General features: G+C 49.9%; 26 protein-coding genes and 1 tRNA gene. 12 read left to right on the top strand and 15 right to left on the bottom strand.

The genetic code is table 11. The features are described from left to right. Window positions 1-32 precede the first annotated feature (32 nt). The 3 genes from rpiB (at window position 33) to nrdR (ending at window position 2289) form a co-directional block, all read left to right on the top strand. Entirely contained in the window at window positions 33-500 is a 468-nt protein-coding gene (gene rpiB, locus AB1552_11700; GenBank protein MEW6054430.1) for a ribose 5-phosphate isomerase B, read from the top strand. Beyond that, window positions 481-1719: a serine hydroxymethyltransferase gene (glyA, locus tag AB1552_11695; protein MEW6054429.1), complete on the top strand. Its 1239-nt coding sequence runs from the start codon at window positions 481-483 to the stop codon at window positions 1717-1719. The genes rpiB and glyA overlap by 20 nt, the downstream gene beginning before the upstream one ends. A 114-nt stretch (window positions 1720-1833) precedes the next feature. Beyond that, the gene (gene nrdR, locus AB1552_11690) at window positions 1834-2289 is read left to right on the top strand and encodes a transcriptional regulator NrdR (protein MEW6054428.1); all 456 of its coding nucleotides are present in this window, start codon (window positions 1834-1836) and stop codon (window positions 2287-2289) included. Between the two features lie 8 nt (window positions 2290-2297). On the opposite strand, the gene AB1552_11685 is transcribed toward nrdR, so the two are convergent. From AB1552_11685 to fabG, 15 genes are all read right to left on the bottom strand, one after another. Next, entirely contained in the window at window positions 2298-2684 is a 387-nt protein-coding gene (locus AB1552_11685) for a DUF302 domain-containing protein (GenBank protein MEW6054427.1), read from the bottom strand. A gap of 18 nt (window positions 2685-2702) precedes the next feature. Further along, the gene (locus AB1552_11680) at window positions 2703-5000 is read right to left on the bottom strand and encodes a heavy metal translocating P-type ATPase (protein MEW6054426.1); all 2298 of its coding nucleotides are present in this window, start codon (window positions 4998-5000) and stop codon (window positions 2703-2705) included. 228 nt (window positions 5001-5228) lie between these two features. After that, complete coding sequence (locus tag AB1552_11675; protein MEW6054425.1) at window positions 5229-5633, bottom strand: hypothetical protein; 405 nt, start codon at window positions 5631-5633, stop codon at window positions 5229-5231. Window positions 5634-5823: 190 nt separating this feature from the next. Continuing rightward, window positions 5824-5979 (bottom strand): hypothetical protein, encoded by a 156-nt coding sequence (locus tag AB1552_11670; protein MEW6054424.1) that lies wholly within the window; start codon window positions 5977-5979, stop codon window positions 5824-5826. Between the two features lie 212 nt (window positions 5980-6191). Beyond that, entirely contained in the window at window positions 6192-6899 is a 708-nt protein-coding gene (locus tag AB1552_11665; protein MEW6054423.1) for a PilZ domain-containing protein, read from the bottom strand. A gap of 247 nt (window positions 6900-7146) precedes the next feature. Continuing rightward, on the bottom strand, window positions 7147-9552 hold the full coding sequence (locus tag AB1552_11660; GenBank protein MEW6054422.1) for a multicopper oxidase domain-containing protein: 2406 nt from the start codon (window positions 9550-9552) through the stop codon (window positions 7147-7149). A 48-nt stretch (window positions 9553-9600) separates the two neighbouring features. Further along, the gene (locus AB1552_11655) at window positions 9601-10653 is read right to left on the bottom strand and encodes a DUF1566 domain-containing protein (protein MEW6054421.1); all 1053 of its coding nucleotides are present in this window, start codon (window positions 10651-10653) and stop codon (window positions 9601-9603) included. 132 nt (window positions 10654-10785) lie between these two features. Further along, a complete protein-coding gene (locus AB1552_11650) occupies window positions 10786-11859 on the bottom strand; it encodes a HAMP domain-containing sensor histidine kinase (GenBank protein ID MEW6054420.1) in 1074 nt (357 codons plus the stop codon). A gap of 111 nt (window positions 11860-11970) precedes the next feature. After that, window positions 11971-12360 carry a phosphate-starvation-inducible PsiE family protein gene (locus AB1552_11645; GenBank protein MEW6054419.1) on the bottom strand — a complete coding sequence of 130 codons (390 nt, stop codon included), beginning with the start codon at window positions 12358-12360 and terminating at the stop codon, window positions 11971-11973. Between the two features lie 121 nt (window positions 12361-12481). Next, window positions 12482-12964, bottom strand: a complete 483-nt coding sequence (locus AB1552_11640) for a hypothetical protein (GenBank protein ID MEW6054418.1) — start codon at window positions 12962-12964, stop codon at window positions 12482-12484. A 12-nt stretch (window positions 12965-12976) separates the two neighbouring features. Continuing rightward, the gene (locus AB1552_11635) at window positions 12977-13132 is read right to left on the bottom strand and encodes a YHS domain-containing protein (GenBank protein ID MEW6054417.1); all 156 of its coding nucleotides are present in this window, start codon (window positions 13130-13132) and stop codon (window positions 12977-12979) included. A 156-nt stretch (window positions 13133-13288) separates the two neighbouring features. Next, window positions 13289-13984 carry a ribonuclease III gene (gene rnc, locus AB1552_11630; GenBank protein ID MEW6054416.1) on the bottom strand — a complete coding sequence of 232 codons (696 nt, stop codon included), beginning with the start codon at window positions 13982-13984 and terminating at the stop codon, window positions 13289-13291. Between the two features lie 11 nt (window positions 13985-13995). Beyond that, window positions 13996-15240 (bottom strand): beta-ketoacyl-ACP synthase II, encoded by a 1245-nt coding sequence (gene fabF / locus AB1552_11625; protein ID MEW6054415.1) that lies wholly within the window; start codon window positions 15238-15240, stop codon window positions 13996-13998. A 17-nt stretch (window positions 15241-15257) separates the two neighbouring features. Next, entirely contained in the window at window positions 15258-15491 is a 234-nt protein-coding gene (gene acpP / locus AB1552_11620) for an acyl carrier protein (protein MEW6054414.1), read from the bottom strand. 67 nt (window positions 15492-15558) lie between these two features. Further along, window positions 15559-16299, bottom strand: coding sequence for a 3-oxoacyl-[acyl-carrier-protein] reductase (gene fabG, locus AB1552_11615; GenBank protein ID MEW6054413.1), 741 nt, complete (start codon window positions 16297-16299; stop codon window positions 15559-15561). Between the two features lie 230 nt (window positions 16300-16529). Here fabG and AB1552_11610 point away from each other — a divergent pair, with 230 nt between their 5' ends. The 9 genes from AB1552_11610 (at window position 16530) to AB1552_11570 (ending at window position 23742) form a co-directional block, all read left to right on the top strand. Continuing rightward, window positions 16530-17771 (top strand): homocitrate synthase, encoded by a 1242-nt coding sequence (locus AB1552_11610; GenBank protein ID MEW6054412.1) that lies wholly within the window; start codon window positions 16530-16532, stop codon window positions 17769-17771. After that, window positions 17768-18847 carry an isocitrate/isopropylmalate dehydrogenase family protein gene (locus AB1552_11605; protein MEW6054411.1) on the top strand — a complete coding sequence of 360 codons (1080 nt, stop codon included), beginning with the start codon at window positions 17768-17770 and terminating at the stop codon, window positions 18845-18847. The genes AB1552_11610 and AB1552_11605 overlap by 4 nt, the downstream gene beginning before the upstream one ends. A 129-nt stretch (window positions 18848-18976) precedes the next feature. Then, the gene (locus AB1552_11600) at window positions 18977-20281 is read left to right on the top strand and encodes a hemolysin family protein (protein MEW6054410.1); all 1305 of its coding nucleotides are present in this window, start codon (window positions 18977-18979) and stop codon (window positions 20279-20281) included. A gap of 66 nt (window positions 20282-20347) precedes the next feature. Beyond that, window positions 20348-21274 (top strand): malate dehydrogenase, encoded by a 927-nt coding sequence (mdh, locus tag AB1552_11595; GenBank protein ID MEW6054409.1) that lies wholly within the window; start codon window positions 20348-20350, stop codon window positions 21272-21274. Between the two features lie 11 nt (window positions 21275-21285). Continuing rightward, the gene (gene ndk, locus AB1552_11590) at window positions 21286-21699 is read left to right on the top strand and encodes a nucleoside-diphosphate kinase (protein MEW6054408.1); all 414 of its coding nucleotides are present in this window, start codon (window positions 21286-21288) and stop codon (window positions 21697-21699) included. A 58-nt stretch (window positions 21700-21757) separates the two neighbouring features. Beyond that, window positions 21758-21832, top strand: a tRNA-Val gene (locus tag AB1552_11585). A 268-nt stretch (window positions 21833-22100) separates the two neighbouring features. After that, window positions 22101-22385 carry a hypothetical protein gene (locus AB1552_11580; GenBank protein MEW6054407.1) on the top strand — a complete coding sequence of 95 codons (285 nt, stop codon included), beginning with the start codon at window positions 22101-22103 and terminating at the stop codon, window positions 22383-22385. Window positions 22386-22813: 428 nt separating this feature from the next. Next, window positions 22814-23086, top strand: coding sequence for an HU family DNA-binding protein (locus AB1552_11575; GenBank protein MEW6054406.1), 273 nt, complete (start codon window positions 22814-22816; stop codon window positions 23084-23086). 263 nt (window positions 23087-23349) lie between these two features. Next, window positions 23350-23742 (top strand): hypothetical protein, encoded by a 393-nt coding sequence (locus AB1552_11570; protein MEW6054405.1) that lies wholly within the window; start codon window positions 23350-23352, stop codon window positions 23740-23742. The last annotated feature ends 90 nt before the right edge of the window (window positions 23743-23832 follow it).

Below are 23832 nucleotides of genomic sequence, written 5' to 3'. Positions count from 1 at the left end.
ATATTAATGAACCCTATTAAGTAAATACCGAAATGACAATCGCAATCGGCTGTGATCATGCTGGAATCGAACTCAAAAAAGAATTGATAGCTCTTTTGTCCGGCCTCAATATTGAATGCACTGATTTCGGAACAGACACCCCTGAGTCGGTAGATTATCCTGATTTTGGCGAGAAAGTCTCCGAAGCAGTCTCCTCCGGCAGAATACAGCGGGGAATCCTGATCTGCGGCACCGGCATAGGAATGTCAATCGTAGCGAACAAGTTTCCCGGCATCAGGGCTTCCCTGTGCAATGAACTTTTCACCGCTAAAATGAGCAGGCTCCACAATGACGCCAATATCCTCGTTCTGGGAGGAAGGGTGGTCGGAAAGGACCTTGCCAAAGAAATTGTCACTACCTGGGTCAACACCCCTTTTGAAGGGGACAGGCACTGCAGAAGGCTTGATAAAATATCTCACATAGAGGAACGGTTAAAAAACCATGAGGCTGGAAAACCTTAAAACGACTGATCCGGAAATATACGACGCGCTGCAGAAGGAAATCGACCGGGAACGAAACAATATTGTCCTGATCGCATCGGAAAACTATGCGAGTCCTGCCGTACTTGAGGTTCAGGGCTCTGTTTTCACCAACAAATATGCAGAAGGATATCCCGGCAGAAGATATTACGGAGGCTGTGAATATGCCGACATCGTGGAAACGCTTGCCGTGCAGAGGGCAAAGGAACTCTTCGGTGCTGAACATGTGAATGTACAGCCCCACTCCGGTTCCCAGGCAAATATGGCAGTTTTTTTTGCGGTGCTGAAGCCCGGAGACCCCATACTCAGCATGAGTCTGAGCCATGGAGGGCACCTCTCACACGGCGCATCCGTGAATTTTTCAGGGGTTCTTTACAATACCATCGCATATGGGGTAAACAGGGACTCCGGATATATTGATTATGACGAGGTCAGGCGGCTCGCCCTTGAAAATAAGCCAAGGATGCTACTCGTCGGAGCAAGCGCCTACTCGAGGATCATTGATTTCAAGACATGCGCTGAAATTGCAAAAGAGTGCGGCGCGTACCTCATGGCTGATATTGCCCATATCGCCGGGATCATTGCCGCAGGCCTGCACCCTTCTCCGGTTCCGTACGCCGATTTTGTCACTACGACCACGCACAAGACCCTCAGGGGGCCAAGGGGCGGGATGATCATGTGCAGGGCAGAGTATGCAAAGGCGATCGACAAGATGATATTTCCCGGGATACAGGGCGGACCTCTGGTGCATGTTATTGCAGCTAAGGCGGTCGCTCTGAAAGAGGCCCTCAGTGAGACATTCAGGGAATATCAGGCAAAGGTCGTGAAAAATGCGAAAAAACTTGCTGAGGAAATGATCAGCAGAGGCTTCAGGGTCATTTCCGGAGGCACGGATAACCATCTGATGCTCATTGATATGACAAACAGAGGTATCACCGGAAAAGAAGCGGAAGAAGCGCTCGGGAATGCAAGAATCACCGTCAACAAGAATGTCATACCATATGATGAGAGGTCTGCGACCGTCACCAGCGGGATACGGCTTGGGACACCCTGCGTTACCACAAGGAGGATGGGAGAAACCGAGATGGTCGAAATCGCCGATATAATCGCTTCTGTAATTTCACGCAACAAAGACGCGCAGGCAATACACGAACTCGCAAAAAGAGTTGATTCGCTCTGTGAAAGGTTTCCCATTTATTAGATCCTTCTTCACGTAACAGTCTCCTCTGAGCTACTTTCGCACAGGGAAGCATTTCAGCTTTCTCCGGAACGCGGAAAAAAGGGGAAATATGTTCATGCAGTCAGGGAACTACACATGAAGTGTCCGTTCTGCAGCAACCTTGAAGACAAAGTCATTGATTCCCGCACCAGCAGGGAAGGCAATGCCATTCGCCGGAGGCGGGAATGTCTGAAATGCGCAAAACGTTTTACCTCCTATGAGCGCGTGGAAGACATAGTCCCCATGGTGGTAAAAAAGGACGGCAGAAGGGAACCGTTCGAGAGATCAAAGATTCTGGCCGGACTGAAAAAAGCGTGTGAAAAAAGGCCGATCGGCATGGAAACGCTTGAAGGCATCACGGATACCATCGAAAAAAAGCTTATCGGCCTTGGAGTCAAGGAGATCCAGAGCACCTGGGTCGGGGAAGAAGTGATGTCTTCATTGAAAGAGCTTGATAAGGTCGCTTACGTGAGGTTCGCCTCTGTCTACCGGCAGTTCAAGGATATCAATGAACTGATGAACGAAGTGAAAAACCTCTTCGACCACACATAATCCCCCGGCTATAAACTCTCGACTACCTTCCGCAATTTTGCCTGGACCTGCAGGGCGATGTCACCGAGCTTCTGATTCTCAATCGCCATCATCGAGGCCACCGGGTCAATGGCTGCGACTTCAACCTGTCGTTCGGCAATCTCCTGCACAATCACATTGCACGGCAGCATTGTACCGATCTTGTCCTCTGCCAGCAGCGCCTGATAGGCAAATGGAGGGTTGCATGCCCCCAGGATTCTGTATTTTCTGAAATCCGCATTCATCTTCTTTTTCAGGGTTGCCTGCACATCGATATCGGTGAGGATTCCGAACCCCTCCTTTTTCAGCTCTTCCGTAACCCTTGCGACTGCCTCATCAAAGGAACCTTGCAGAATCTTGCTGAAATAATACGCCATGGCATTATGCCTCCTTTCTTATATCTTCACCCTTTTCAGCAACGCCGAGTTGGTTACCACGGACAGGGAACTTATCGACATCGCCGCCGCCGCGATAATAGGATTCAGAAGGCCAAATGCCGCAATTGGTATCGCGGCGGTGTTGTAGAAAAATGCCCAGAAGAGGTTCTGCTTGATCGTCCGCATTGTCGCCCTTGAAAGCCTGATGCTCTTAATCACGTCTGTCAGTTCATCCTTCACGAGTATGATTCCTCCCGTCTCTTTCGCGACATCCGACCCGCTCCCAATGGCTATGCCTATGTCCGACTGGGCCAGTGCAGGCGAGTCATTGATACCGTCACCGACCATTGCAACCACCTTCCCTTCTGACTGAAGCTCCTTAATGACTTTCGCCTTGTCACCAGGAAGCACATTTGCAATGATCCTTTCTATGCCGACCTTTCCACCGACAGCCTTTGCTGTCCGTTCATTATCACCTGTCAGCATGATCACCTGAATCCCTTCAGACCGGAGCTCTTTCACCACAATGCCGGCGTGTTCCTTCAGTGTGTCAGCCACGGCCACAAGTCCTTTCAGTTTCCTGTCCTCAGCTACAATAATAACCGTATTGCCTTTTTCCTCAAGACGCGAAATCGCAGCCTCTTTATCCTCCACAGGAATTCCGATATCTTTCATCAGCCTTCTGTTCCCTATCAGGATATCTCTGCCATTATGCGTAACCTTAACGCCATGACCGGGTATTGCTTCGAAGGTTTCGGCATCGGGTACGGCGAGATTCATCATGCCGGCCCTTTTCATTATGGCTTCTGCAAGCGGATGCTCCGAATCTTTCTCTGCTATGGATGCGGAGAGAATGACATCTTCAGGTTTTCCGTCAAAAGATACTATCTCCGTAACCTCCGGTTCCCCTTTGGTAAGCGTACCCGTTTTATCAAAAACGACTGTATTCAGTTTCTCGGCCCTTTCAAGATATTCCCCTCCCCGTATCAGGATGCCCAGTTCAGCGCCCTTTCCCACGCCGACCATTAGGGCGGCAGGGGTTGCGATGCCAAGTGCGCACGGACAGGCGATAATAAGCACAGCAACAAATGAAAGAAGCGCCGAGGTATAATTGCCGAATAATACCCATCCGGCAGCCGACAGAAATGCGGCACTGACCACCGCAGGGACAAAATAGGACGCCACCTTGTCCGCAAGCCTTTGAATATTCGCGGTCGATGCCTGTGCCTCCTCCACCATCTTTATTATCTGATTCAGCGTCGTATCGGCACCAACTCTTGTTGCCCTGAGCTTGAAGGACCCGACCTTGTTCATGGTTCCGCCTATTACTTCATCCCCCGCCTGTTTCTCGACGGGGACGCTTTCTCCCGTGATCATCTTCTCATCAACAGACGAATGCCCGTCTGTCACAATGCCGTCCATAGGTATTTTTTCTCCGGGCCTGACAACCACTATCTCATCTATCAAAACCATATCAGCAGGTATCTCGGCCTCGGCGCCGTCTCTTATTACCCGTGCGGTCTGTGGCCTGAGATCGAGCAGCTTTCGTATGGCAGCTGAGCTCCTTTTCTTGATAATCTCCTCCATATATTTTCCGAAGAGGACAAACGCAATGATAATTGCCGAAACGTCAAAATAGACATTCTTTTCCTGCACAGGGAGGACCCCGGGAAAGAACACCACAAATGCACTGTAAAGATAGGCAGTTGATGTGCCGAGCGCGATGAGGAGGTCCATATTGGCCATACGCTGCTTAAGGGCCTGATACGCCCCGATGAAAAATCCTTTTCCTCCGAAAATCATTATCGGAGTGGTGATGATGAAGAGCCATACACCCGCGGTAAACCACGGAAGAAACGAAAAAGGAACCCAAGTAAGGACTGTCGCTCCTGCCGCAAGGCCGAGAAATATGGCCGCTCTGAAGACAGCCAGGGCGAGCACGCCGGTGAGGGCGATGGTCACCCTCCTTTTCATATCTTTCAACTCTGCTTCAGGGGCCTCGAATGTCTTCACACAGGTTTCACTGCAAAAATAGTATTCTCTCTCTCCGACCACTCTCTTGATCGAACGCTCTTTGGGAATAACCATCCCGCAAATTGGGTCTTTTGCCATCCCTGCGGCACTCTTTGCGGACACGGAACCCGTTTCTTCGCCCTTCGGAATAGCCGCTTCCCCAAGATAGGCCTCCGGGGCTTTCTCGAAATCATCCCTGCACTGTTCTGCGCAGAAATAGTAAGTCTTGCCTTTATATGAGGATGTCCCGGCAGCGTCTTTATCTTCTATGGTCATTTTGCAGACTGGATCAGTAACTTTCATGTTCTCCTCCCCCACCCTTATACAGAAAACCTTCCGGCATGTTCACGATTTCATTCTTCTCCTTAGTCCTCCTGCATTTCAGGAAGGCCGGCAAGTATTGCAAAAAACCTTGTTGCCAGCGCAGTAAAGATGCCTTTTGTCTGATCATCTCCCGTTCAGACGCGGGGGAGTCCTCACCGGACATGAAGACTCCCCTTCTGTGCGTTTACCCTGCGCATCCGGAATGCATTATTTCTTCATTCCCATCCCCGACATTTTTTTCTGCAGTTTCATCATGCTATCCTGCATTTTTTTCATATCCTTCTCCGAGATTTTGCCCTTCCCCATCATTTTTGACATATCCATCATCTGTTTGGACATGTCCGACATCATTCCCGACATCTCTTTCATCCTGTCCGCGGGCATATCCTTCATCATCCCGGACATCTGGCCCATCATTCCGGACATCTGATGTGTCATGTCCATCATCCCGCCCATCATCCGGCCATGTTCCATCATGCCCTTTTGGGTCATCATATGCCCTTGTCCTGCCTCACCCATCTTGCCGCCCATCATGCCTTCGCCCATCTGGGCAAAACTGTACCCTGCGCTTACCGCCAGAACGAGAATACAAATAACCAGCACTTTTTTCATTTCTTGCCTCCGTGCTCCTCCCGATTGTTTTTGGATGATACATGCTCCTCCCTGTTGTCCGTTTCCTGCCCGCTGACTTTTATCATTCGTCATCCCTGTGCTTCAGGCTGACATGCCAACTACTCATATACTCATTGAAAGAACTCCGGCTTTCTGTGCATAACAAAACGTGCGATTTCATGATGAGACACTATTTCAGGACTTCGTCGCATACGATGACAGGATGATGGTTCAGTGCAACGGACAGAACACTGCCCAATGCTACCCCTTCACCTCCTTCCCTCAATATCAGTTTACTCTCTTTTGCAGGGACAATCAAATGCTCGGAAGTCACGAAAAACGACATTGTGACAACGCATGGGAATATACCCCTGAAGAAACGGCGGGGGTTTTGAAAAAGCAATAAATTTAACCCTTATTATTCATAAATTTTTCTGATTATCCTGAGGACAGAGCATTATCGCTCATGCTCAGTCGTTTATTCGCAGCGGCATGGAGCATGCCGTACTGACGAAACAGAATGGCAAAAATGGATCGCAGGCGTAAATAAACAATATTCTAGGAAGCTTTTTGGGTCTCGAGAGAATGAATAAAATCCCCGAGCATGACGCTGTCTCTTTCTGTCATCTCGACGAATTCTATTCCGATATCATAAAGCAGCTGTTCTTTCATCCGTCTTGCCTGGCACGTGACAATCCTTCCCCAAAACGTGATATGTTTGCGTTCGGCAAGTGTCATCTGCATGGGGACTCTCTCTTCGGTCTTCAGCAGGTTGGCACTTTCTATAAGCATGCCGCTCTGGCTGATCTTCTTCACTTTGTACCCCTCAGAGCAATTAATGACGGCCTTTTCCGGGTTATTGATACGGCATCTGACATGAATTCTGATACCGCTGACATATTTGGGGACATCATTAATTCTCTGATATTCCACGAAATGATCTCTGATGAATTTCTCGATATCCTTTCGCTGGGTATCTGAAGCATGCAAGAACTTCATCCCAAAACTGTTGACTGGAACAGTACCAGTATCACCATGGACGCTTTCATGCTGTTTTGACCATACAATGGTTCCCTGCAAAAACAGTGAACTGCCTTTGCTTTCCAGTTTCAGCACATAAATCCCTCCCATGGTGAGATATTTATCGGTGCTGAAGGCAAGGCCACCCACACTGATATTGAGCACATTGATATCAGTGGAAAAAAGGATTCTTCCATGGATCTCCATGGAAGCCACGGAAAATCTCTTGAAACGCCTTTTTTCCATAACACTTTCCTTATGCGCTATGAAATGATTTTGACTTCCGCATCTGATATCTGCATGTGCTCATATGGATGTTTTAATAAATAATAATTATAATTCTCATTAATTTAATTTTGATTTTATTGCCCTGATTTGTCAATCCTACTTGCGTAGGGAAGATGTTTCGATGACTGCAGACAAGCAGGGCATGCGCAAAGAGGTATTGCAGCAGCGCGTCCATCGGGCCGAGGGCTTTGCTCCCGGGGAGTTATCAGAAGCTGATACTGATGCCTCCGCCCAGCCGGTAATCAGAGTGCCATTGAAGGAGAAGGGATATCTTCTTGTTCACGCTATATGACAGGCCTGCCTTTCCTTCCCAGAAGTCGCGGGTGTCGTATTCGGCTTCGCCAAAAAGCATGAGGCGAGGTGTGAGTTCAAGATGTTTTTCGAGCGCAATGCGCGCACCGCTGTCTGAATCCACCCACAGACGCGATTCGATGTTGAGCGGCAGGAGATAGCGAATCCCGAAGACTGCGCGCACATCTTCAAGTACGTCACCGACGCCTTCAAGGTCAGCGCCGGCAAAGACCTTGAGAAAGCGGTTGAGATAACGGTCCCATGTGACAATACCTTCCCACACGGTGTCCTCGACTGTCTGCCATCCCGCCTCCCATTCTGCCGACAGGATGTTTCTGGTGTTTGAAAGCACAAGAATCCCTTCGGTCATGTTGCTGAGCAGGTAAGCCTCTCCCCATATATACCAGGCATCCTTATAGAGCACTGGCCTGACTGCAGCGAGATCCGGATTCATGGCAAAACCATCGTAATGCAGGACACGGGCCATGCCGCTCTTCATGTGGTAGAGAAGGTGGCAATGAAAGAACCAGTCGCCTGGCTCTTCTGCATCAAATTCAATGACTGTGGTAGACATGGGCGCAACATCGACAGTATGCTTCAGCGGGGAATAGTCCCCCTGCCCGTTGAGCACACGGAAGAAGTGGCCGTGCAGGTGCATGGGGTGGTGCATCATCGTGCGGTTGATCATGATGAACCGCACGACCTCGCCCTGATGAATCAGTATCGAATCGCTTTCAGCAAGCGGCCTGTTGTTGAGAAACCAGACATATCTCTCCATGTCGCCATCGAGGGTAAGGCGCCACTCCCGTACAGGTTTTTCCCCGGAAAAAGCGGTGTTCCTTGTGGCGCGCAGTTTTTCATACGGAGGCCAGGGACGGCCTGAGTCCATCCCGTCATGGGCAAGATCCCCCCAAGAAGCGGCATCTCCGGAAAGAAGCCGATACAGGATGCGACGTCTGCCGGACTCCCCGATATGCGTTGTTCCGGTCGTTCCGGCATCCGCATGTTCCATCTGCCCCATTTCGTGTCCGTCATGATGCATCGTGGCACCGGTGTTGTGTACCGGACCGGCTGCATCCGGCAGATGATGCGAACTGGCCCCGCTCATGCCGGGCATATGCGTGTCGTTACGGGCACCATGCATGTGGCCAGTTTCCATCGAACCCATTCCCATCATACCGGGACGGTCAAAAACGCCGTTTTCAACATCGCGGTCAGACATTCCCATTACGCCAGCAGGTGTCAGCGAGAAAAGCTGTTTCAGGCTGAGCCCTCCCATGGCATGATAGAGATTCGGTCTTGGCACAGCCGGAGCTGGAAACCGGGTGCCGGAACCGATCCATACCGAGGCATGACCAGACCCGTCATGGGCGGTTGCCCGCAATTCGTAGGAGCCTGAGCCCGGCACGCGGACAATCACGTCGTAGGTTTCCGCAACACCGATGAGAAAACGCTGTTCCCGGAACGGCTCGACATCCTGGCCGTCTGCGCTGACGACGGTCATGGGTCCGCCCGAGAACTCGAGATGGAAATAGGTTGTTGAAGAGCCGTCGATAATGCGCACCCGCACAATTTCACCCGGCTCTGCCGGCAATGACACCGCAGGTCTGCCATTGGCCAGAAAAAGGTCATACGCGACATCGGAAATATCCATTGCCGGCATGCGCTGGAGCTCGCGCGAGAGATAGTCGCCGAGCATCCCGAGATATGCCGCGCCGAGGATACTCTGTCCGCTGTTCTTCCGGACCGCATACCATTCACTCCCGCGCTTGAGTGTCCGGAGTACTTCATGCGGGTACTCATCAGTCCAGTCAGAGAGCAGAACAACATAGTCCCGGTCGGACTTTATGCCATCATGATGCGGTTCGATCACGATGCCACCGTAAATGCCGCTCTGTTCCTGCAGGCTGGTATGGGAGTGGTACCAGTACGTGCCGTTCTGGCGAAGCGGGAACTCATAGATAAACACGGTACCCGGAGCGATAGGCGGAAAGGTAACATAGGGAACCCCGTCCATATCATTCGGGACAAGCAGGCCATGCCAGTGAATGGAGGTTTCCACCTTCATCCTGTTACGGACGCTGATGCGGGCAACATCGCCTTCCCTGAAGCGGAGGACGGGTCCGGGAATGCCCCCGTTTATGGTCATTGCCCGCACAGGCTTTCCGGTAAAATTAAGCTCCTGTTCGTCTATGATGAGATCGTATTCAACGGTCGCTGCATACGCCTGCACAGCGGCAAAAAAGAAAGCGAGCACTATGGCCGCGATGATGATAATGCTTTTTTGCGATTGCATTTTGTCAACCTTGCCGGTCTGCATTCCAGACTCCTTATCCTAATATTCTACGGAATTACCCATTTTATGCAATCAGCGCATTACCCGGAAGGTATATGTTCTCAGGAAAGCATCAGTAGTAACGGAGTCGCTTACTGCCCATACATGGAAGTGTGCACCCGGCTTCTGCCCGACTCCCACAGCTCCTTTCGCCATATACAATACCCAGGCCCAGTCCGGCCCGAACATGCTCGTGGTTGAGGACCAGTACCCTTCCTGAACATCTTCAAAGGGATGGCCTTCGGGAAGTGCAGGGCTGTGCGTCCGTGCATCCACGAGGGATTCAAGTTCATTGATATTCGGCAACCTCCACGGTTTTGTCGTCCCGGCCTTCTGATTGAGTGAACCGACAGCCTCGACCGCGTCTTTCCACGTCACCGGCCTGCCCGCAAGGGATGTTTTTTTTACCCAGCAGAGTCCTGTCAGGTTATCAATCACCGCTTCCCCATAAACTGCAAAACGTTTTTCAGGCAATGGTTGGCCATGCCTGAATTCTCCGTCCTGACCTGTTCCGTTACAGGGCATAACCCGTCCTTCCGCATCAAAGCATCCGGACTGTCCTGTTGCTGGCAGTATCCCGTACCCTTCGCCCCTCACAGGCCAGACGATATAGTTCTGTTTCTTTCCTCCATAGAACATCCTGGCACCTTCCATATGCACATACCAGGCATACGCAGTATTCACTGCTGAAGTGGTGGATGTCCAGTACCAGCCGGGGAATACATTTATAAAAGGATGATTCTCGGGAAGCGCAGGCTTTATTGTCTGGAAGCTTATCAGGCTTCTGAGTTCCCGTCGGTTCGGAAGCCTCCAGTCACTGTAACCGAACAATTTTTCATGGTTCTTATCAGCGATGTAATCAAGGGCTTCCTGCCACATCAGAGGATATTCCGCAATATTCGCATTTTTTGTCCACACAAGCCCTGTGAGACAATCCAGAACCGTATCTCCCTCCTTTTTAAATCTCGGCTCAGGCCATGGGATGCCTGTCCTGAACTCTGCATCCTGGCCGCTGTCGCTGCAGGGCACTTCTCTTCCCTCAGTATCATGACATGTGATCTGGCCGGTCCAAAGGCAGCCCTTCATTATTGCCCCGGCAACATTCCTCTTGCCATATACGCAAAGCCGTCAGTGAACATATCTGCATGCATACTGGCATCCATTTTCTCGTCTTTTCGGGGATGTGAAATACTCATTTTCCGGGTCAGAAGCATCCTGTCAGTGTCTTCCGTCAAAGCCGGACGGAATCCAGATGCTGAAACGTGAACCTTTGCCGACTTCACTCTGCACGTGTATCGTCCCGCCAATCAGGTCAAGAATCCGCCTCGCAATATATAGCCCCAGCCCGACCCCTCCATGCTGACGGGTAAGCGGGCTTTCCACCTGACGAAACGGTTCAAAAATAATCGTCAGCGCATCCCGGGGAATCCCGATGCCTGTATCGGTCACGCTAAAACTGACCCCACCTCTCTCTGTGCACACGTCAACCGTAACATTGCCCTGTTCAGTAAACTTCACTGCATTCGTGAGAAGGTTTTTCAGGATTATCTTGAGTTTTGTGGAATCCGTGTGAATGGAGGGGAGTCCCAATGGAATGTTCCAGAAAAATTCGAGCCTGGAATTCTCGAACAGACTCCTGTTCTCGGCCCGGAATTCGTCAAGCAGCACAGAGACAGCAATCTCTCTTTTCTCCGGAGCCTGGGCTTCGATTCCGGTGAGAACAAGCATTGTTTCGATAAGTTCCAGCAGCTTTTTTGCATGCTTGTCTATTTTTTTCAGCGAAGCTTTCTGATCCTCTGTCATGTCTCCGGCAACGCCGTCAAGCAGAAGGTCATTGTAGCCAATGATACTGATCAGGGGTGTCTTGAGTTCATGAGACATGATTGACAAAAAATCCGACTTCAGACGGTTTGCGCTTTCAGCCTGTTCCCGCGCATAGCGCTCTGCCTCCACTTTTGCCTTCTCTTCCGATTTTCTCCTGTCGGACAGGAAGCCGAGGCCTGATGCAACAACGCCAAACAGCAGGATTTCCAGCACTCTGTCGAAATCTCCCGGAGAAAACCCCTGCCAATGGAGAACAACGAAGGGCACATAGAGCACACTGATACCGAGAGCGGCAACTATTCCTCCCTGCAGACCAAACCAGAATCCTGCAAGAATCAGCGGAAGAAAATAGAGTTCCCGGAAAAAAATGTGATAGTAGATACGCGTCATCTCTGTAAAATAATGAAGGGAACTGTTGACAATAACCAGGAATACCACTATGACCGCTTTTATTTTACTGTTTCTCATTTCCATGATATGCCTTCTCTTCATACAGGATAAGTGATACTGCAGTATCGTTATGCAGGGGGAAGAAACTCTTTTCTGATGCAATGGTATACCCGTCCGGGTTCCCGTAGGTTATCCGGGATTTTTCCTCAAAAAATAAATCCCTGCAATCGTAACTGCGAATATGAATCCCAATGCAAGGAGACTGAGATAATGAGTCTCTTTGAAATTCAGCACAATCAAGTCCCTTCCAAGGGCTGTCAAAACGGTGATGAGAATGAGAATAGGGTCTATGAGATCCTGCACAAGAAACCGGAGCGTCAGCGCAAAAAGCTCGAGAAGTATAAGCGCCGTCATAACATGCTTGACCGATTCTTCACTAAGCGTCGCAGGCTCGTGAAAGGGATTCAGAAGAAAATCATAAAAGACATACCCGAGCCTTACCAGTATCATTAAGGCAATAAGAAGCGCAATGATCTTGACGGGCACAAGAATAAGTTTTGATCGCACATGCGCATCCATATTCTTTTGATCTCCCATCCGCAATGTAACCTGTGTCTGCCTGGCGGAGCAGGCAATGGCCTCACAGAATTCCTGTTGAGGCCATTGAGCAAAGCATCGTGATAAGGACTGCGCGCGTCCCCTAATGCTTGTGCGGTTCAGTTGCAGGAGGAGCAGGTTTATCTGCTTCCGTCCCTCCGGCTTGTGCGGGGGGTTCCGTCATGTGATGCTGCATCATTTTGTGCATTTGACACTTGCACGTCTCGATCATTTCCTGGAGTTTTTTCTTCATCCCGGCGATATCCGTCATCATTTTTTTCTTGTCGGCAGCCTTTACTCCCTTAAGCATCTTTTCCTGCATGTCCATCATATCCATCATCATTGTCATCATGTCCTGCATGATGCCAGATCCCATCATGGGACACATCTGCATCGCAGGCATCTGCTTTCCTTCGCGCATCATACCGCCGGACATCTGCTGCATCCCGGGACAGTGCATCACGGGCATCTGCTTTCCTTTTTCAGGCATCATCTCATGCCCCTGCATCCCGCCATGGGTTCCTGTCTGTGCAAAGGCCGTTGTCCACAACGCCAACAATACAAACATCAATAGCAGTCTTTTCATCTCTCCTCCCGGTTATTTCTGTTCTTTTGTCATATACTTCTCAGGGTCCTTGTCGAATTTTTCCTTGCAGATCTTTGCGCAGAAATGGTATGTGGCGCCTTTATACACGCTTGTTGCGGCTGCCTTCTTCTCATCCACCTGCATGTTGCATACCGGATCTTTTGCCACGCTGATCACCTCCTGACAATTTAATGGTCTTGCAAAATCCCGGGAGCCAACGCACATGGGATATCCCCGGACGTTTTATGAGTGTGGTGAATACGTCAGCCTTCTATTGAGAAAAGACTATCAGAAATGCGCACTTCAGTCAAATACACCTGAATTTTACTGCGGGAGTTTTTTGAGTGCTTCCCGGGCAGCCAGCGTTTCCGCCTCCTTTTTGTTTTTTCCGACACCCGTGCCGAGTTTTTCGCCCATCACAAGCACTTCCACGGTAAATACCTTCTTATGTTCCTCTCCCTCTTCCTTTATCATGACATATTCAGGGACCATACCGTAAAAAAGCTGGGTCTTTTCCTGGAGAGTTGTTTTAAAGTCCTGGAATTCTCCGGAATTCATGATCGCAACGATTTTCTCCCTGAACAGCCGCTGGATCAGCTTTCTGGCCCTGTCATATCCCCCGTCAATATACACCGCGCCAAACACCGCTTCCAGGGCATCCGCAAGAAGAGACCTTTTTTTTCTGCCCCCTGTGGATTCTTCACCCTTGCCAAGCCTGAGATACCTGCCGAGGGAAATCGAGCCTGCGATTTCAGAGAGAACCGCCTCCTTTACGAGATAGGATTTGGTCTTTGCCATTGTGGATTCTGTCAGTTTGCTGTCATACAGGAAAAGCGCTTCAACGATCGACAGCCCGAGCACCGAATCCCCGAGGAATTCAAGTCGCTCATTGTAGCATTCTGTCCTGTCGGGGTGCTCGTGGCAGTAAGACCGGTGAGTAAGGGCTTCCGCCAGGATATCCTTGTTTTTGAATGAATAGCCGAGACTTTCTTCCAGTTCTGTGAGATCGTGTTCACGCATGGAAAGAAGAGTTACTCTGCAAACTTCTTAAACAGCAGACAAGCATTCGTCCCGCCGAATCCGAACGAATTCGTCAGGGCATAATCGACAGTCATCCTTCTCGCCTCATGCGGCACATAATCAAGGTCGCATTCCGGGTCGGGATTGTCGAGATTTATTGTCGGCGGCACAATGTCATGATGCACTGCCAATATGGAGATAACCCCCTCGACTCCACCGGCAGCCCCCAGAAGATGGCCTATCATCGACTTTGTCGAGCTGACCGTCAGTTTGTAAGCATAGTCGCCGAAAACGGTCTTTATCGCGCTTGTTTCAAGTTCATCACCGAATTTCGTAGACGTCCCGTGTGCATTGATATACCCTACTTCGGAGGCGCTGACCCCTCCATCATTCAATGCCATCGCCATGCACCGCGCCGCACCCTCGCCGCCCGGGGCAGGCGCAGTGATATGATAAGCATCGGCAGTCATTCCGTATCCCACAATTTCCGCATATATTTTTGCTCCACGGTCCATGGCATTTTCAAAACTCTCAAGGATGACAATGCCTGCCCCCTCCCCCATCACAAATCCGTCTCTTGCGATGTCAAATGGTCTGCTCGCCTTTTCAGGCGCATCATTTCTCGTGGACAATGCCTTCATTGCGTTGAATCCGCCGATGCCGAGAGGCGTTATCACCGCCTCTGTTCCCCCTGCGATCACTGCATCCGCGTCTCCCCTCTGGATAATCTTGAATGCATCGCCGATTGCATGACTCCCGGTAGCACATGCGGTCGCAACAGCCGAGTTCGGGCCTTTTGCCCCGAATCTGATCGATATCTGGCCTGCTGCAAGATTGACCACCAGCATCGGGATAAAGAAAGGCGTAATCTTTCTTGGCCCTTTCTCCAGCAGAACCGAATGGTAATGTTCGATCGCATGCAGTCCGCCGATGCCGGACCCGACAATTACGCCAACCCTGTCAGCGTTCTGCCCGGTGACACTGAACCCGGCATCTTTGACCGCCATCTCCGCAGCGGCAAGCGCAAAATGGATAAACCGGTCCATCTTTTTGATTTCTTTCAGTTCGATGTAATCCTCAGGGTTGAAGTTCTGCACCTCACCTGCAATCTGGGTCGGGAATGCCGAGGCATCAAACTGGGTAATCCTCCGGATGCCGGGATTGCCGTCGACAAGACCCTTCCAGCTCTCTTCAACGCCTATACCAAGGGGGGTAATCATACCCACCCCGGTAATAACAACTCTCTTCTTATTCATGAAAAAACTCGAGGGACTTACGCTGATTTTTTTGTATTGATGTATTCGATGGCATCTTTCACCTTGGAGATCTTCTCTGCATCCTCATCAGGTATCTCAATGCCAAAGGCCTCTTCAAATGCCATGACGAGCTCAACCGTATCAAGTGAATCCGCACCGAGGTCTTCGACAAATGACGCTTCAGGGACAACCTCCGCCGCATTCACCCCGAGTTGCTTTGCAATGATTTCCTTTACTTTTTCTTCGAACATTCATACACCTCCATATGCACTCTTCAATGATTTTTTACTGGATCTGCTGTTTCCGTGTCTTCACGCATTACATATACATGCCGCCATTCACATGTATCACCTGGCCGGTGATATACCCGGATTCAGGCGATGCAAGAAAGACAGCAGCATTCGCCACGTCTTCCACTGAACCGAACCGGGCCAGCGGTATGAGTTTTTTCATCTCCTCTTTGATATTATCTGGCAGAACATCCGTCATTGCCGTCTCTATGAAACCCGGGGCAACAGCATTTACGGTAACGCCCCTGCCCGCATACTCTTTCGCTACTGTTTTTGTGAACCCGACTATTCCTGCCTTTGAAGCACTGTAATTTGCCTGTCCGGGGTTTCCCATGAAGGCAGCCACCGAGGTGATATTGATAATCCGGCCGTAGCGCTGCTTCGCCATATCCTTTATCGCTTCCCGTGAGCAGAGAAAAACTCCCTTCAGATTGATCCCGAGGACGGCATCCCATGCATCCTCCTTCATTCTCATCAGGAGTCCGTCCCTGGTAATCCCGGCGTTGTTCACCAGGATATCTATCCTCCTGAACTCTGACCGGATCTCCTCAAAGACCTTTTCGACCTCTGCCGCATCTGACACATCGAGTCTTTTTCCCGCAGCCTGAACGCCCAGTGCCGCCAACGATTCTGCAACCTCGTCTGCCGCAGCGAGGGTTCTTCCGGCGACTATGACATTGACGCCCTTTCGTGCAAGCTGCTCTGCAATCGCCTTGCCGATGCCGCGCGTTCCGCCGGTAACTAATGCTGTCTGTCCCTTAAATTCCATTTTCTTTAAAAAAACTGGCTTTAATTTTAACAGAGAGCGGTGCTCTTTTCCAGTCTTTATTTGATCCGGCAGTGCATCTGAGCAGGGAAGTTATTGTAATATTAATCAATTTATGCTATTAATATTAGGATATAAGGTTGAGACACTATATGCCCTAACAAGCATTTTCCGGTCAAATCCATATCCCTGAAGAATACCTCCAGGGGAAATTTAATTAATGAAAGAGATACATGCAGATGAAAGGTACAGTATATCTGATCGACGTAACAAACAGGGACGGTGTCCAGACATCCCGGATTCTCCTCCCGAAACTCGCAAAGACGATGCTGAATATCTATCTCGATGAGATGGGCTTATTCCAGAGCGAGATCGGCTTTCCCACGCTCAAGCACGAAATCAACTACATCAATGCAAACCTCGAGCTGGTAAAACTCGGGGCCATCAAAAGGATACACCTCGAGGGCTGGTGCAGGGCGATCCCCGAGGATGTAAGGCTGAGCTTCAAAAACTGTCCTGATCTCAAGCATATCAATATTTCCGTATCTACGTCAGAGATCATGATATCAGGCAAATTCCAGGGAAAAAAGACGTTCAGGGACATCACGCAGTCTCTTGTTGAGGCGGTCAAGACAGCAAGGGAACTCGGCGCCGAAACCGTCGGGATTAATGCGGAGGATGCATCAAGAACAGAGCTGGAGAGGCTGATCGAGTTCATCCTCGCGGGAAAAGAGGCCGGGGCAGACCGTTTCAGATACTGCGATACACTGGGGACGGACGACCCGATCACCATTTATGAAAGGGCAAAGGCGCTGGCGCTTGCAACGAAGTTTCCCCTCGAGATGCACTGCCACAATGACCTTGGCATGGCAGAGGCGGTTTCTGTTGCCGGAGCACAGGGGGCGATTGAAGCAGGTGTCGATACTTATATCAATACCACCGTCAACGGGTTCGGGGAGCGCTGCGGCAATTGCGACCTTGTTTCGACAATACTCGCGCTGAAATTCTCCCAGGGACTGAAAGACAAGCTGCCTCTGGACAAGCATATTGACCTCAAGATGGCGTGGAAGATCGGCAAATATGCCTCCTATGCATTCAATATTCCGATACCGATCAACCAGCCGGGGATAGGCGCAAACGCATTCGCCCATGAATCAGGGATACATGCGGATGGCGCGCTGAAAGACAGGCGCAATTATGAACTCTATGACCCGGAGGATGTAGGCAGGGGCGAACCTGAGCTTGCAGAAACCGGAAGGATCATAACAACCGGGGAGTATGGAGGCATCAAAGGGTTCAGGCATGTCTATGACAAGCTCGGGATTCACTTCCATGACGACAATGAGGCAAGAAAGGTGCTCGAGCTTGTGCAGTATTCAAATCTTCACACGCAGAAGCCGCTCACCGACGATGAGCTGAAGCTGATCGCGACGTATCCTGAGACGGTGAAGAAGATCCTCAAGGTGGACATCTGATGTATACCATTACCCTCATCCCCGGAGACGGAACAGGACCCGAAATCTCAGAGGCAACGCGGCGCGTAATCGAAGCGACCGGGGTTCCCATCACATGGGATATCCAGGAAGCGGGGCTTGATGTGTTCGAACAGGAGGGAACCCCTCTGCCCCAGAGAGTGCTTGATTCCATCAAGAAAAACAGGGTCGCCATTAAAGGGCCCATCACCACGCCGGTGGGAACAGGCTTCCGGAGCGTGAATGTGACGCTCAGGCAGGTGCTCGACCTCTACTGCTGCCTCAGGCCTTCGAGGACATTCAAGGGTGTCAGGACTCGTTTTGATGCTGTCGATCTCGTTATCGTCAGGGAAAATACCGAAGACCTTTATGCAGGAATAGAATTTGAAAAAGACTCGGAGGATGCAAGAAAGGTAATCGGCCTGATTCATGAACTGACCGGAAAGCAGATCAGGCACGACTCGGGCATCAGCATAAAACCGATATCCGTATTCGGGACGGAAAGGATCGTAAGGTTCGCGTTTGAGTATGCCCGCAAGAATAAAAGGAGAAAGGTTACTTCGGTACATAAAGCGAATATCATGAAATATTCCGACGGCCTCTTTCTCGAAACCTCAAGGGCCGTGGCTGCGCAGTATCCCGATATCGAGTTCGAAGACAGGATCGTTGATAACATGTGCATGCAGCTCGTCCAGAAACCCGAACTGTATGATGTCATCGTGCTGCCAAACCTTTACGGAGATGTGGTATCCGACCTTGCAGCCGGCCTGATCGGCGGACTTGGCGTTGCCCCGGGTGCGAACCTCGGCGGAGAATATGCGGTATTTGAACCGGTACACGGCAGCGCGCCGAAGTACAAAGGGTTGAATAAAGTCAATCCCCTTGCTATGATACTCTCAGGTGTCATGATGCTCAGACATCTCGGAGAACTCGACGCAGCCGGCAGACTCGAATCAGCCGTAGCCTCTGTCGTGGCAGAAGGAAGGCATGTGACATATGACCTGAAGCCTGCTCCCGATGACCCGACTGCCGCAACAACATCAGGCATGGCAGACGCCATAATCGAGAGACTAAAGTAATCTGCATAATGGAAAGTGACTCACAAAAAAAAGAACCTCCCAATAAAACTGCGGACAAGGACATTTTCCCTCACAGCAGACTAAGGGTCGGCGCAGACAGCTCTGCAGACCCTTTGCCCGTAACGATCCATGTGGTCTGATATCGTTATCATACTCATTTTCATCTGCCTGAACGGTTTTTTTGCCGCCGCCGAAATCGCCGTCGTCACCCTCAGGAAAACGCGCATAAAACAGATGATCGACGAAGGCAGGAAGAATGCCGAATCTCTTGGCAGGCTGAGGGAGAACCCTGAAAAATTCCTCGCCACAATCCAGATCGGGGTCACCATGGCAGTGGCGCTTGCTTCCGCGATCAGCGGTGCAGTGGCTATCCGGTTCCTCAAGCCGTTTCTCGAAACGGTACCGGTCTCTATCATCGCCGCCTCCAGCGACGCTGTGTCCATCGCGATTGTCGCAATCATTATCACCTATTTTTCCGTGGTGCTGGGTGAGCTGATCCCGAAATCGATAGCCCTTTCCCATCCCGAGGCAGTGGGCCTTTTTCTTGCGCCGAAAATAGAAAAATTCTCGAAACTTGCAAGCGTATTCGTCACAATCCTGACCGCAAGCACGAATATCCTGCTGAAACCCTTCGGGAAAAAGGCATTCCGTGAAAGAGGATACATATCGGAAGAAGAAATCAAGATGCTGATAGAGGAAGGGAAAGAAAAGGGCATTTTCGAGGCAGCGGAGAAAGAACTGATCCACAGTGTGTTCGCCTTCACTGACATCTTCGTGAAAGAGGTTATGGTGCCATCCCCCCAAATGGTCACGATCGGCATCAACATGCCGATTGATGAGGTGAAGCATATCATTTTCGAGGAAAAATTTTCCCGGTATCCGGTAATCGGAAAAGATATCAATGATATCAGGGGAATCCTCCATGCAAAGGATTTTTTCAACACCCTTCTGATGTCGGAGAACGTAATCGTCAGGAGGATTGTCAAACCGCCCTTGTTTGCTCCGGAAACACTGAAAATCAGTTCCTTACTGAAAGAAATGCAGAGGAAACGTGTCCATATGGCCATCGTCATAGACGAGTACGGAGCGGTTTCGGGCCTGGTGACGCTGGAAGACCTGATTGAGGAGATTATCGGCGAGATAAGGGATGAATTTGATGTGGAGAGTCCTGTCATTCATATTGGTGACGGCACAATGATCATAGATGCCTCGATCAGCATCAGGGACCTCCAGGAAGATTGCCGGATCGAGATACCTGAGTCGCCCGAATACGAAACGCTTGGCGGGTTTATTGTCACCTTTCTTCAGCGCATACCCGAACCGGGCGACGAGATCATTGCGGACAACATGAAGCTGAGAATCGTGGAAATGGTCGGCAGGAGGATCGCAAAAGTAAAGCTCGAGAAGCTCTCCGAAAACCCTGTCGAAGATTAGTCCCCTGCATTTTGCATGATGTTCCTTGCCATTATCCCATCCTATCCTTTATAATTTTAGTTCTCAATGAAAAAGAAGATCTCGGTCATAGGAGCCGGAAACGTCGGCGCGACAACCGCACAGCTTATCGTGCAGTCCGGGCTGGCTGACGTAGTCCTGTTTGATATCGTGGAGGGCATGCCTCAGGGGAAGGCGCTTGATATGGCAGAGGCCTGTCCTCTCTGGAATTCCTCATCCGCGATACTGGGGACGAACAGTTATGCCGATACCGCAGGTTCAGACCTCATCGTTATTACCGCAGGGCTTGCAAGAAAACCCGGCATGTCCCGGAATGACCTTCTCCATGCAAACGCCAACATCGTAAGGGGGGTCTGCAGCGAAGTGGCGCCTCTGTCACCGAACAGCATCCTCCTTATAGTCACAAACCCCATGGATGTCATGGCACAGCTCGCGTGGAAAACCACTGAATTCTCCTGCAGGCGCGTGTTGGGCATGGGCGGCATTCTTGACGCCGCAAGGCTTTCAGCGTTTCTTTCCTGGGAACTGAAGGTTTCTCCCGAAGACGTCGAGGCGCTTGTGCTCGGCGGCCACGGGGACGATATGGTCCCGTTGCCGAGGTTCACGACAGTGAAAGGACTTCCGCTGACTGAGCTGCTGCCCCGGAAAAAGATCCAGGCACTGATAGAAAGGACACGGAACGGTGGTGCGGAAATAGTCGCATACCTGAAATCAGGCAGCGCCTATTATGCCCCTGCGGCATCAACCTTTCAGATGATCAAGGCCATCCTGCTGGATGAAAAAAGGGTTCTCCCCTGTGCCGCCTATTTGAACGGGGAATACGGGGTAAAGGATTTGTACATGGGGGTGCCGGTCATCCTCGGAAAAGACGGGGCGGAAAAAGTTGTCGAGGTGAAACTCTCGAAAGAGGAAAAGGCGCAGTTCAGGAAATCATGCGCATCGGTCGCAACCCTGATAAAAAAGCTGTCGATATAGACGGAGGGAACATGGAAAGAACATTATCAATAGTCAAGCCTGACGGGGTAAAACAGAACGTCATCGGTGAAGTAATCAGGAGGTTTGAGCAGGCCGGCCTCAGAATAGCGGCGATCAAGATGATCCGCATGTCCGAAGACGAGGCAAAAGGGTTTTATATCGTGCACAAGGACAGGCCTTTTTACGGGAGCCTGACCGCGTTCATGTCCGAAGGGCCTGTCGTGCTGATGGTCGTTGAAGGAGAGCAGGCAATTGCAAAGGTCAGGGAGATCATGGGCGCGACAAACCCGAAGGACGCCGCTCCCGGCACGATCAGGGCTGACTTTGCGTCAGACATTGAACATAATATCGTCCACGGATCGGACTCGAAGGAATCGGCTGCTTACGAAATACCGTATTTCTTTTCAGCCCTCGAGATTCACTGATTGCATCTTGTCAGCCTTGACAAGATTTACCGGATTCAGGTTAAATAGTTTTTTCTATAGGCGCGTAGCTCAGTGGGAGAGCGCTTCCTTGACGCGGAAGAGGCCAAGGGTTCAATCCCCTTCGCGCCTACCATTAAATCAATAACTTGCCTCGATCTCTTATTCAACTCAGCTCACAAATTGTGCTATTTTTGTGCTAATCGTTTTTTCGTTAAGCGTGTTATCCAGAATACCTACCGCTTTTGCCATGTGAGATGGTGCTAATATTTTTACTCCTTTGGCATTCCTTTTGGGCAAAATTCTACCCTGCAAATGTCAATAAAGCAAACAAAATCGATGGTTTTCGGGCTTTTCAGGTGGGCAAATTTACTCGAAACGCCCCCTTTCGGGTAAGGGAGGGAATGAAAATCATCGGGGTGGTCTGTAAAGGCTCTGGTGGCATTTGCTGCCGAACGAATTCTAAACAGATTCTACAAAATTCCCCGACCACCTCCAAATATATAAGAACACATGCATTAGAAATACAACAAATACGTGAAAAATATCAAGAGGCCCATGAAGTCGAAATAAGATACCAGAATGAAGAAACTTATACAGCAAGAGAGGATAAAGCTTTCCGTTTCAAGCTATTTCTAACACCTGCAAGGGAACATTGTCCTTTACTTCAAATTATTAAACATTACTAGTACAAATATGTATGTCGGAGCAAAATTTAGATGATAGAAAACGTTTTGAGAAGATATTGGCCATGTTAATCAAGAAACAAGACCTGACCCTAGTATCTCCTTTCCAAGGAACGGGGGATAGAACCACAGAAAGAAACGGTTATCAAGTCGTGTTAGCTTTGTTGGGTGCAAACAGAAATTGAGAGTGGGCTCCAACACAATGCATATTCATCACGATTCAAGGGCTGACCCCAAAAGCTTACCCGCAAGGAAAGAAGAAATAGGAGCGTAATTCCATACTCCCCTGAAGCTCCACCTTCCCAATAATTACCGCCCTCCCCCTGAGAGGAACAGCATCCTCTTCCGCATCCCTTGACAGACATCCTTTCTTTTCATACAATCGTTTCAATGCGTATCTACCAACATATCTTCAAGAGGGGGGCAGTGAAATGACAAAAGCGGATCTGATTGCGAAAATGGCAGCGGCATCAGGGTGTACAAAGGCATGTGCGGCAAAGGCGCTTGAGGGAGCGCTCACGGCAATTTTCAAAGCGGTCAAGAAGGGAGAAAAAGTCTCTCTCGTGGGGTTTGGCACCTTCTCGCTTGCCAAGAGAAAAGCAAGGACCGGAAGGAACCCGCGGACTGGCGCAACAATGAAGATTGCGGCACGAAAACTGCCGAAGTTCTCTGCTGGCAAGGCGTTCAAGGATGCAGTGAAGTAAGGGCAATGAAGATATTGACCAGAAAGCCCCTTGTGAATTCGAGGGGCTTTTTTAAGGAATTGTTGTCCATTGTATTGCTGATAAAGGAAGGAGAAGCCCTTTGGTATGGATGAGGGGACAACCGCAAGTGAACGCCTCGACTTGCTTGAAATTATTAATAATTATTGGCACAAATATGCATATCACATAAATTATCTTCATAAGAATGCTAACAAGTATAAAGTTAATAAAAAATTATAAAAATAGGGATATGTAAGTTAGAAGTGGGAACAAGAGTCAGACTTATTGCTGATCCTGGGCGTATCGGCGTTTTAACTGGAAAACACCGAGAGCGAGCTGGCCGCTTAGTCTGGGAAGTAGTTTTCCCCGACGAAACACATTTCGTACCTGAAAATCAATTCGAAATTGCAGATAAAATTACAGATCCTCTAAAACTATTAGCTGCTGGCAAGTTTGGCCGAGCAGCAGACCTTAGACAAAATCTTACCTATATTCGTCTCAGTGGTCGACTTGCTAATTTGATTTATAGCATGGAGACTACAAATACAGATTTTTACCCTTACCAATTTAAACCTGTTATCAATTTTCTTAATTCACCAGGTAAAGGAATTCTCATTGCTTGTCCTAACGACCAGTTTATGATACCAAGGAATTAGGGAAATAGGGTGACACTCCAAATTGGGTTAGACGAAAGGAGTGTCATCGATGGAACAAGTAGAGAGTATTCAAAAGAGTGGTACAAAGAG

This window comes from Nitrospirota bacterium, from assembly GCA_040754395.1.
GTDB lineage: Bacteria > Nitrospirota > Thermodesulfovibrionia > Thermodesulfovibrionales > SM23-35 > JBFMCL01.
The sequence above is the reverse complement of the archived record's forward strand: the minus strand, read 5'-3'. Positions and strand labels throughout refer to the sequence as shown.

Excerpts from the sequence above, each read along its gene's own strand:
- rpiB (MEW6054430.1), top strand. The coding sequence starts at position 33 with ATGACAATCGCAATCGGCTGTGATCATGCTGGAATCGAACTCAAAAAA.
- glyA (MEW6054429.1), top strand. The coding sequence starts at position 481 with ATGAGGCTGGAAAACCTTAAAACGACTGATCCGGAAATATACGACGCG.
- nrdR (MEW6054428.1), top strand. The coding sequence starts at position 1,834 with ATGAAGTGTCCGTTCTGCAGCAACCTTGAAGACAAAGTCATTGATTCC.
- AB1552_11685 (MEW6054427.1), bottom strand. The coding sequence starts at position 2,684 with ATGGCGTATTATTTCAGCAAGATTCTGCAAGGTTCCTTTGATGAGGCA.
- AB1552_11680 (MEW6054426.1), bottom strand. The coding sequence starts at position 5,000 with ATGAAAGTTACTGATCCAGTCTGCAAAATGACCATAGAAGATAAAGAC.
- AB1552_11675 (MEW6054425.1), bottom strand. The coding sequence starts at position 5,633 with ATGAAAAAAGTGCTGGTTATTTGTATTCTCGTTCTGGCGGTAAGCGCA.
- AB1552_11670 (MEW6054424.1), bottom strand. The coding sequence starts at position 5,979 with ATGTCGTTTTTCGTGACTTCCGAGCATTTGATTGTCCCTGCAAAAGAG.
- AB1552_11665 (MEW6054423.1), bottom strand. The coding sequence starts at position 6,899 with ATGGAAAAAAGGCGTTTCAAGAGATTTTCCGTGGCTTCCATGGAGATC.
- AB1552_11660 (MEW6054422.1), bottom strand. The coding sequence starts at position 9,552 with ATGCAGACCGGCAAGGTTGACAAAATGCAATCGCAAAAAAGCATTATC.
- AB1552_11655 (MEW6054421.1), bottom strand. The coding sequence starts at position 10,653 with ATGAAGGGCTGCCTTTGGACCGGCCAGATCACATGTCATGATACTGAG.
- AB1552_11650 (MEW6054420.1), bottom strand. The coding sequence starts at position 11,859 with ATGAGAAACAGTAAAATAAAAGCGGTCATAGTGGTATTCCTGGTTATT.
- AB1552_11645 (MEW6054419.1), bottom strand. The coding sequence starts at position 12,360 with ATGGATGCGCATGTGCGATCAAAACTTATTCTTGTGCCCGTCAAGATC.
- AB1552_11640 (MEW6054418.1), bottom strand. The coding sequence starts at position 12,964 with ATGAAAAGACTGCTATTGATGTTTGTATTGTTGGCGTTGTGGACAACG.
- rnc (MEW6054416.1), bottom strand. The coding sequence starts at position 13,984 with ATGCGTGAACACGATCTCACAGAACTGGAAGAAAGTCTCGGCTATTCA.
- fabF (MEW6054415.1), bottom strand. The coding sequence starts at position 15,240 with ATGAATAAGAAGAGAGTTGTTATTACCGGGGTGGGTATGATTACCCCC.
- acpP (MEW6054414.1), bottom strand. The coding sequence starts at position 15,491 with ATGTTCGAAGAAAAAGTAAAGGAAATCATTGCAAAGCAACTCGGGGTG.
- fabG (MEW6054413.1), bottom strand. The coding sequence starts at position 16,299 with ATGGAATTTAAGGGACAGACAGCATTAGTTACCGGCGGAACGCGCGGC.
- AB1552_11610 (MEW6054412.1), top strand. The coding sequence starts at position 16,530 with ATGCAGATGAAAGGTACAGTATATCTGATCGACGTAACAAACAGGGAC.
- AB1552_11600 (MEW6054410.1), top strand. The coding sequence starts at position 18,977 with ATGTGGTCTGATATCGTTATCATACTCATTTTCATCTGCCTGAACGGT.
- mdh (MEW6054409.1), top strand. The coding sequence starts at position 20,348 with ATGAAAAAGAAGATCTCGGTCATAGGAGCCGGAAACGTCGGCGCGACA.
- ndk (MEW6054408.1), top strand. The coding sequence starts at position 21,286 with ATGGAAAGAACATTATCAATAGTCAAGCCTGACGGGGTAAAACAGAAC.
- AB1552_11580 (MEW6054407.1), top strand. The coding sequence starts at position 22,101 with ATGAAAATCATCGGGGTGGTCTGTAAAGGCTCTGGTGGCATTTGCTGC.
- AB1552_11575 (MEW6054406.1), top strand. The coding sequence starts at position 22,814 with ATGACAAAAGCGGATCTGATTGCGAAAATGGCAGCGGCATCAGGGTGT.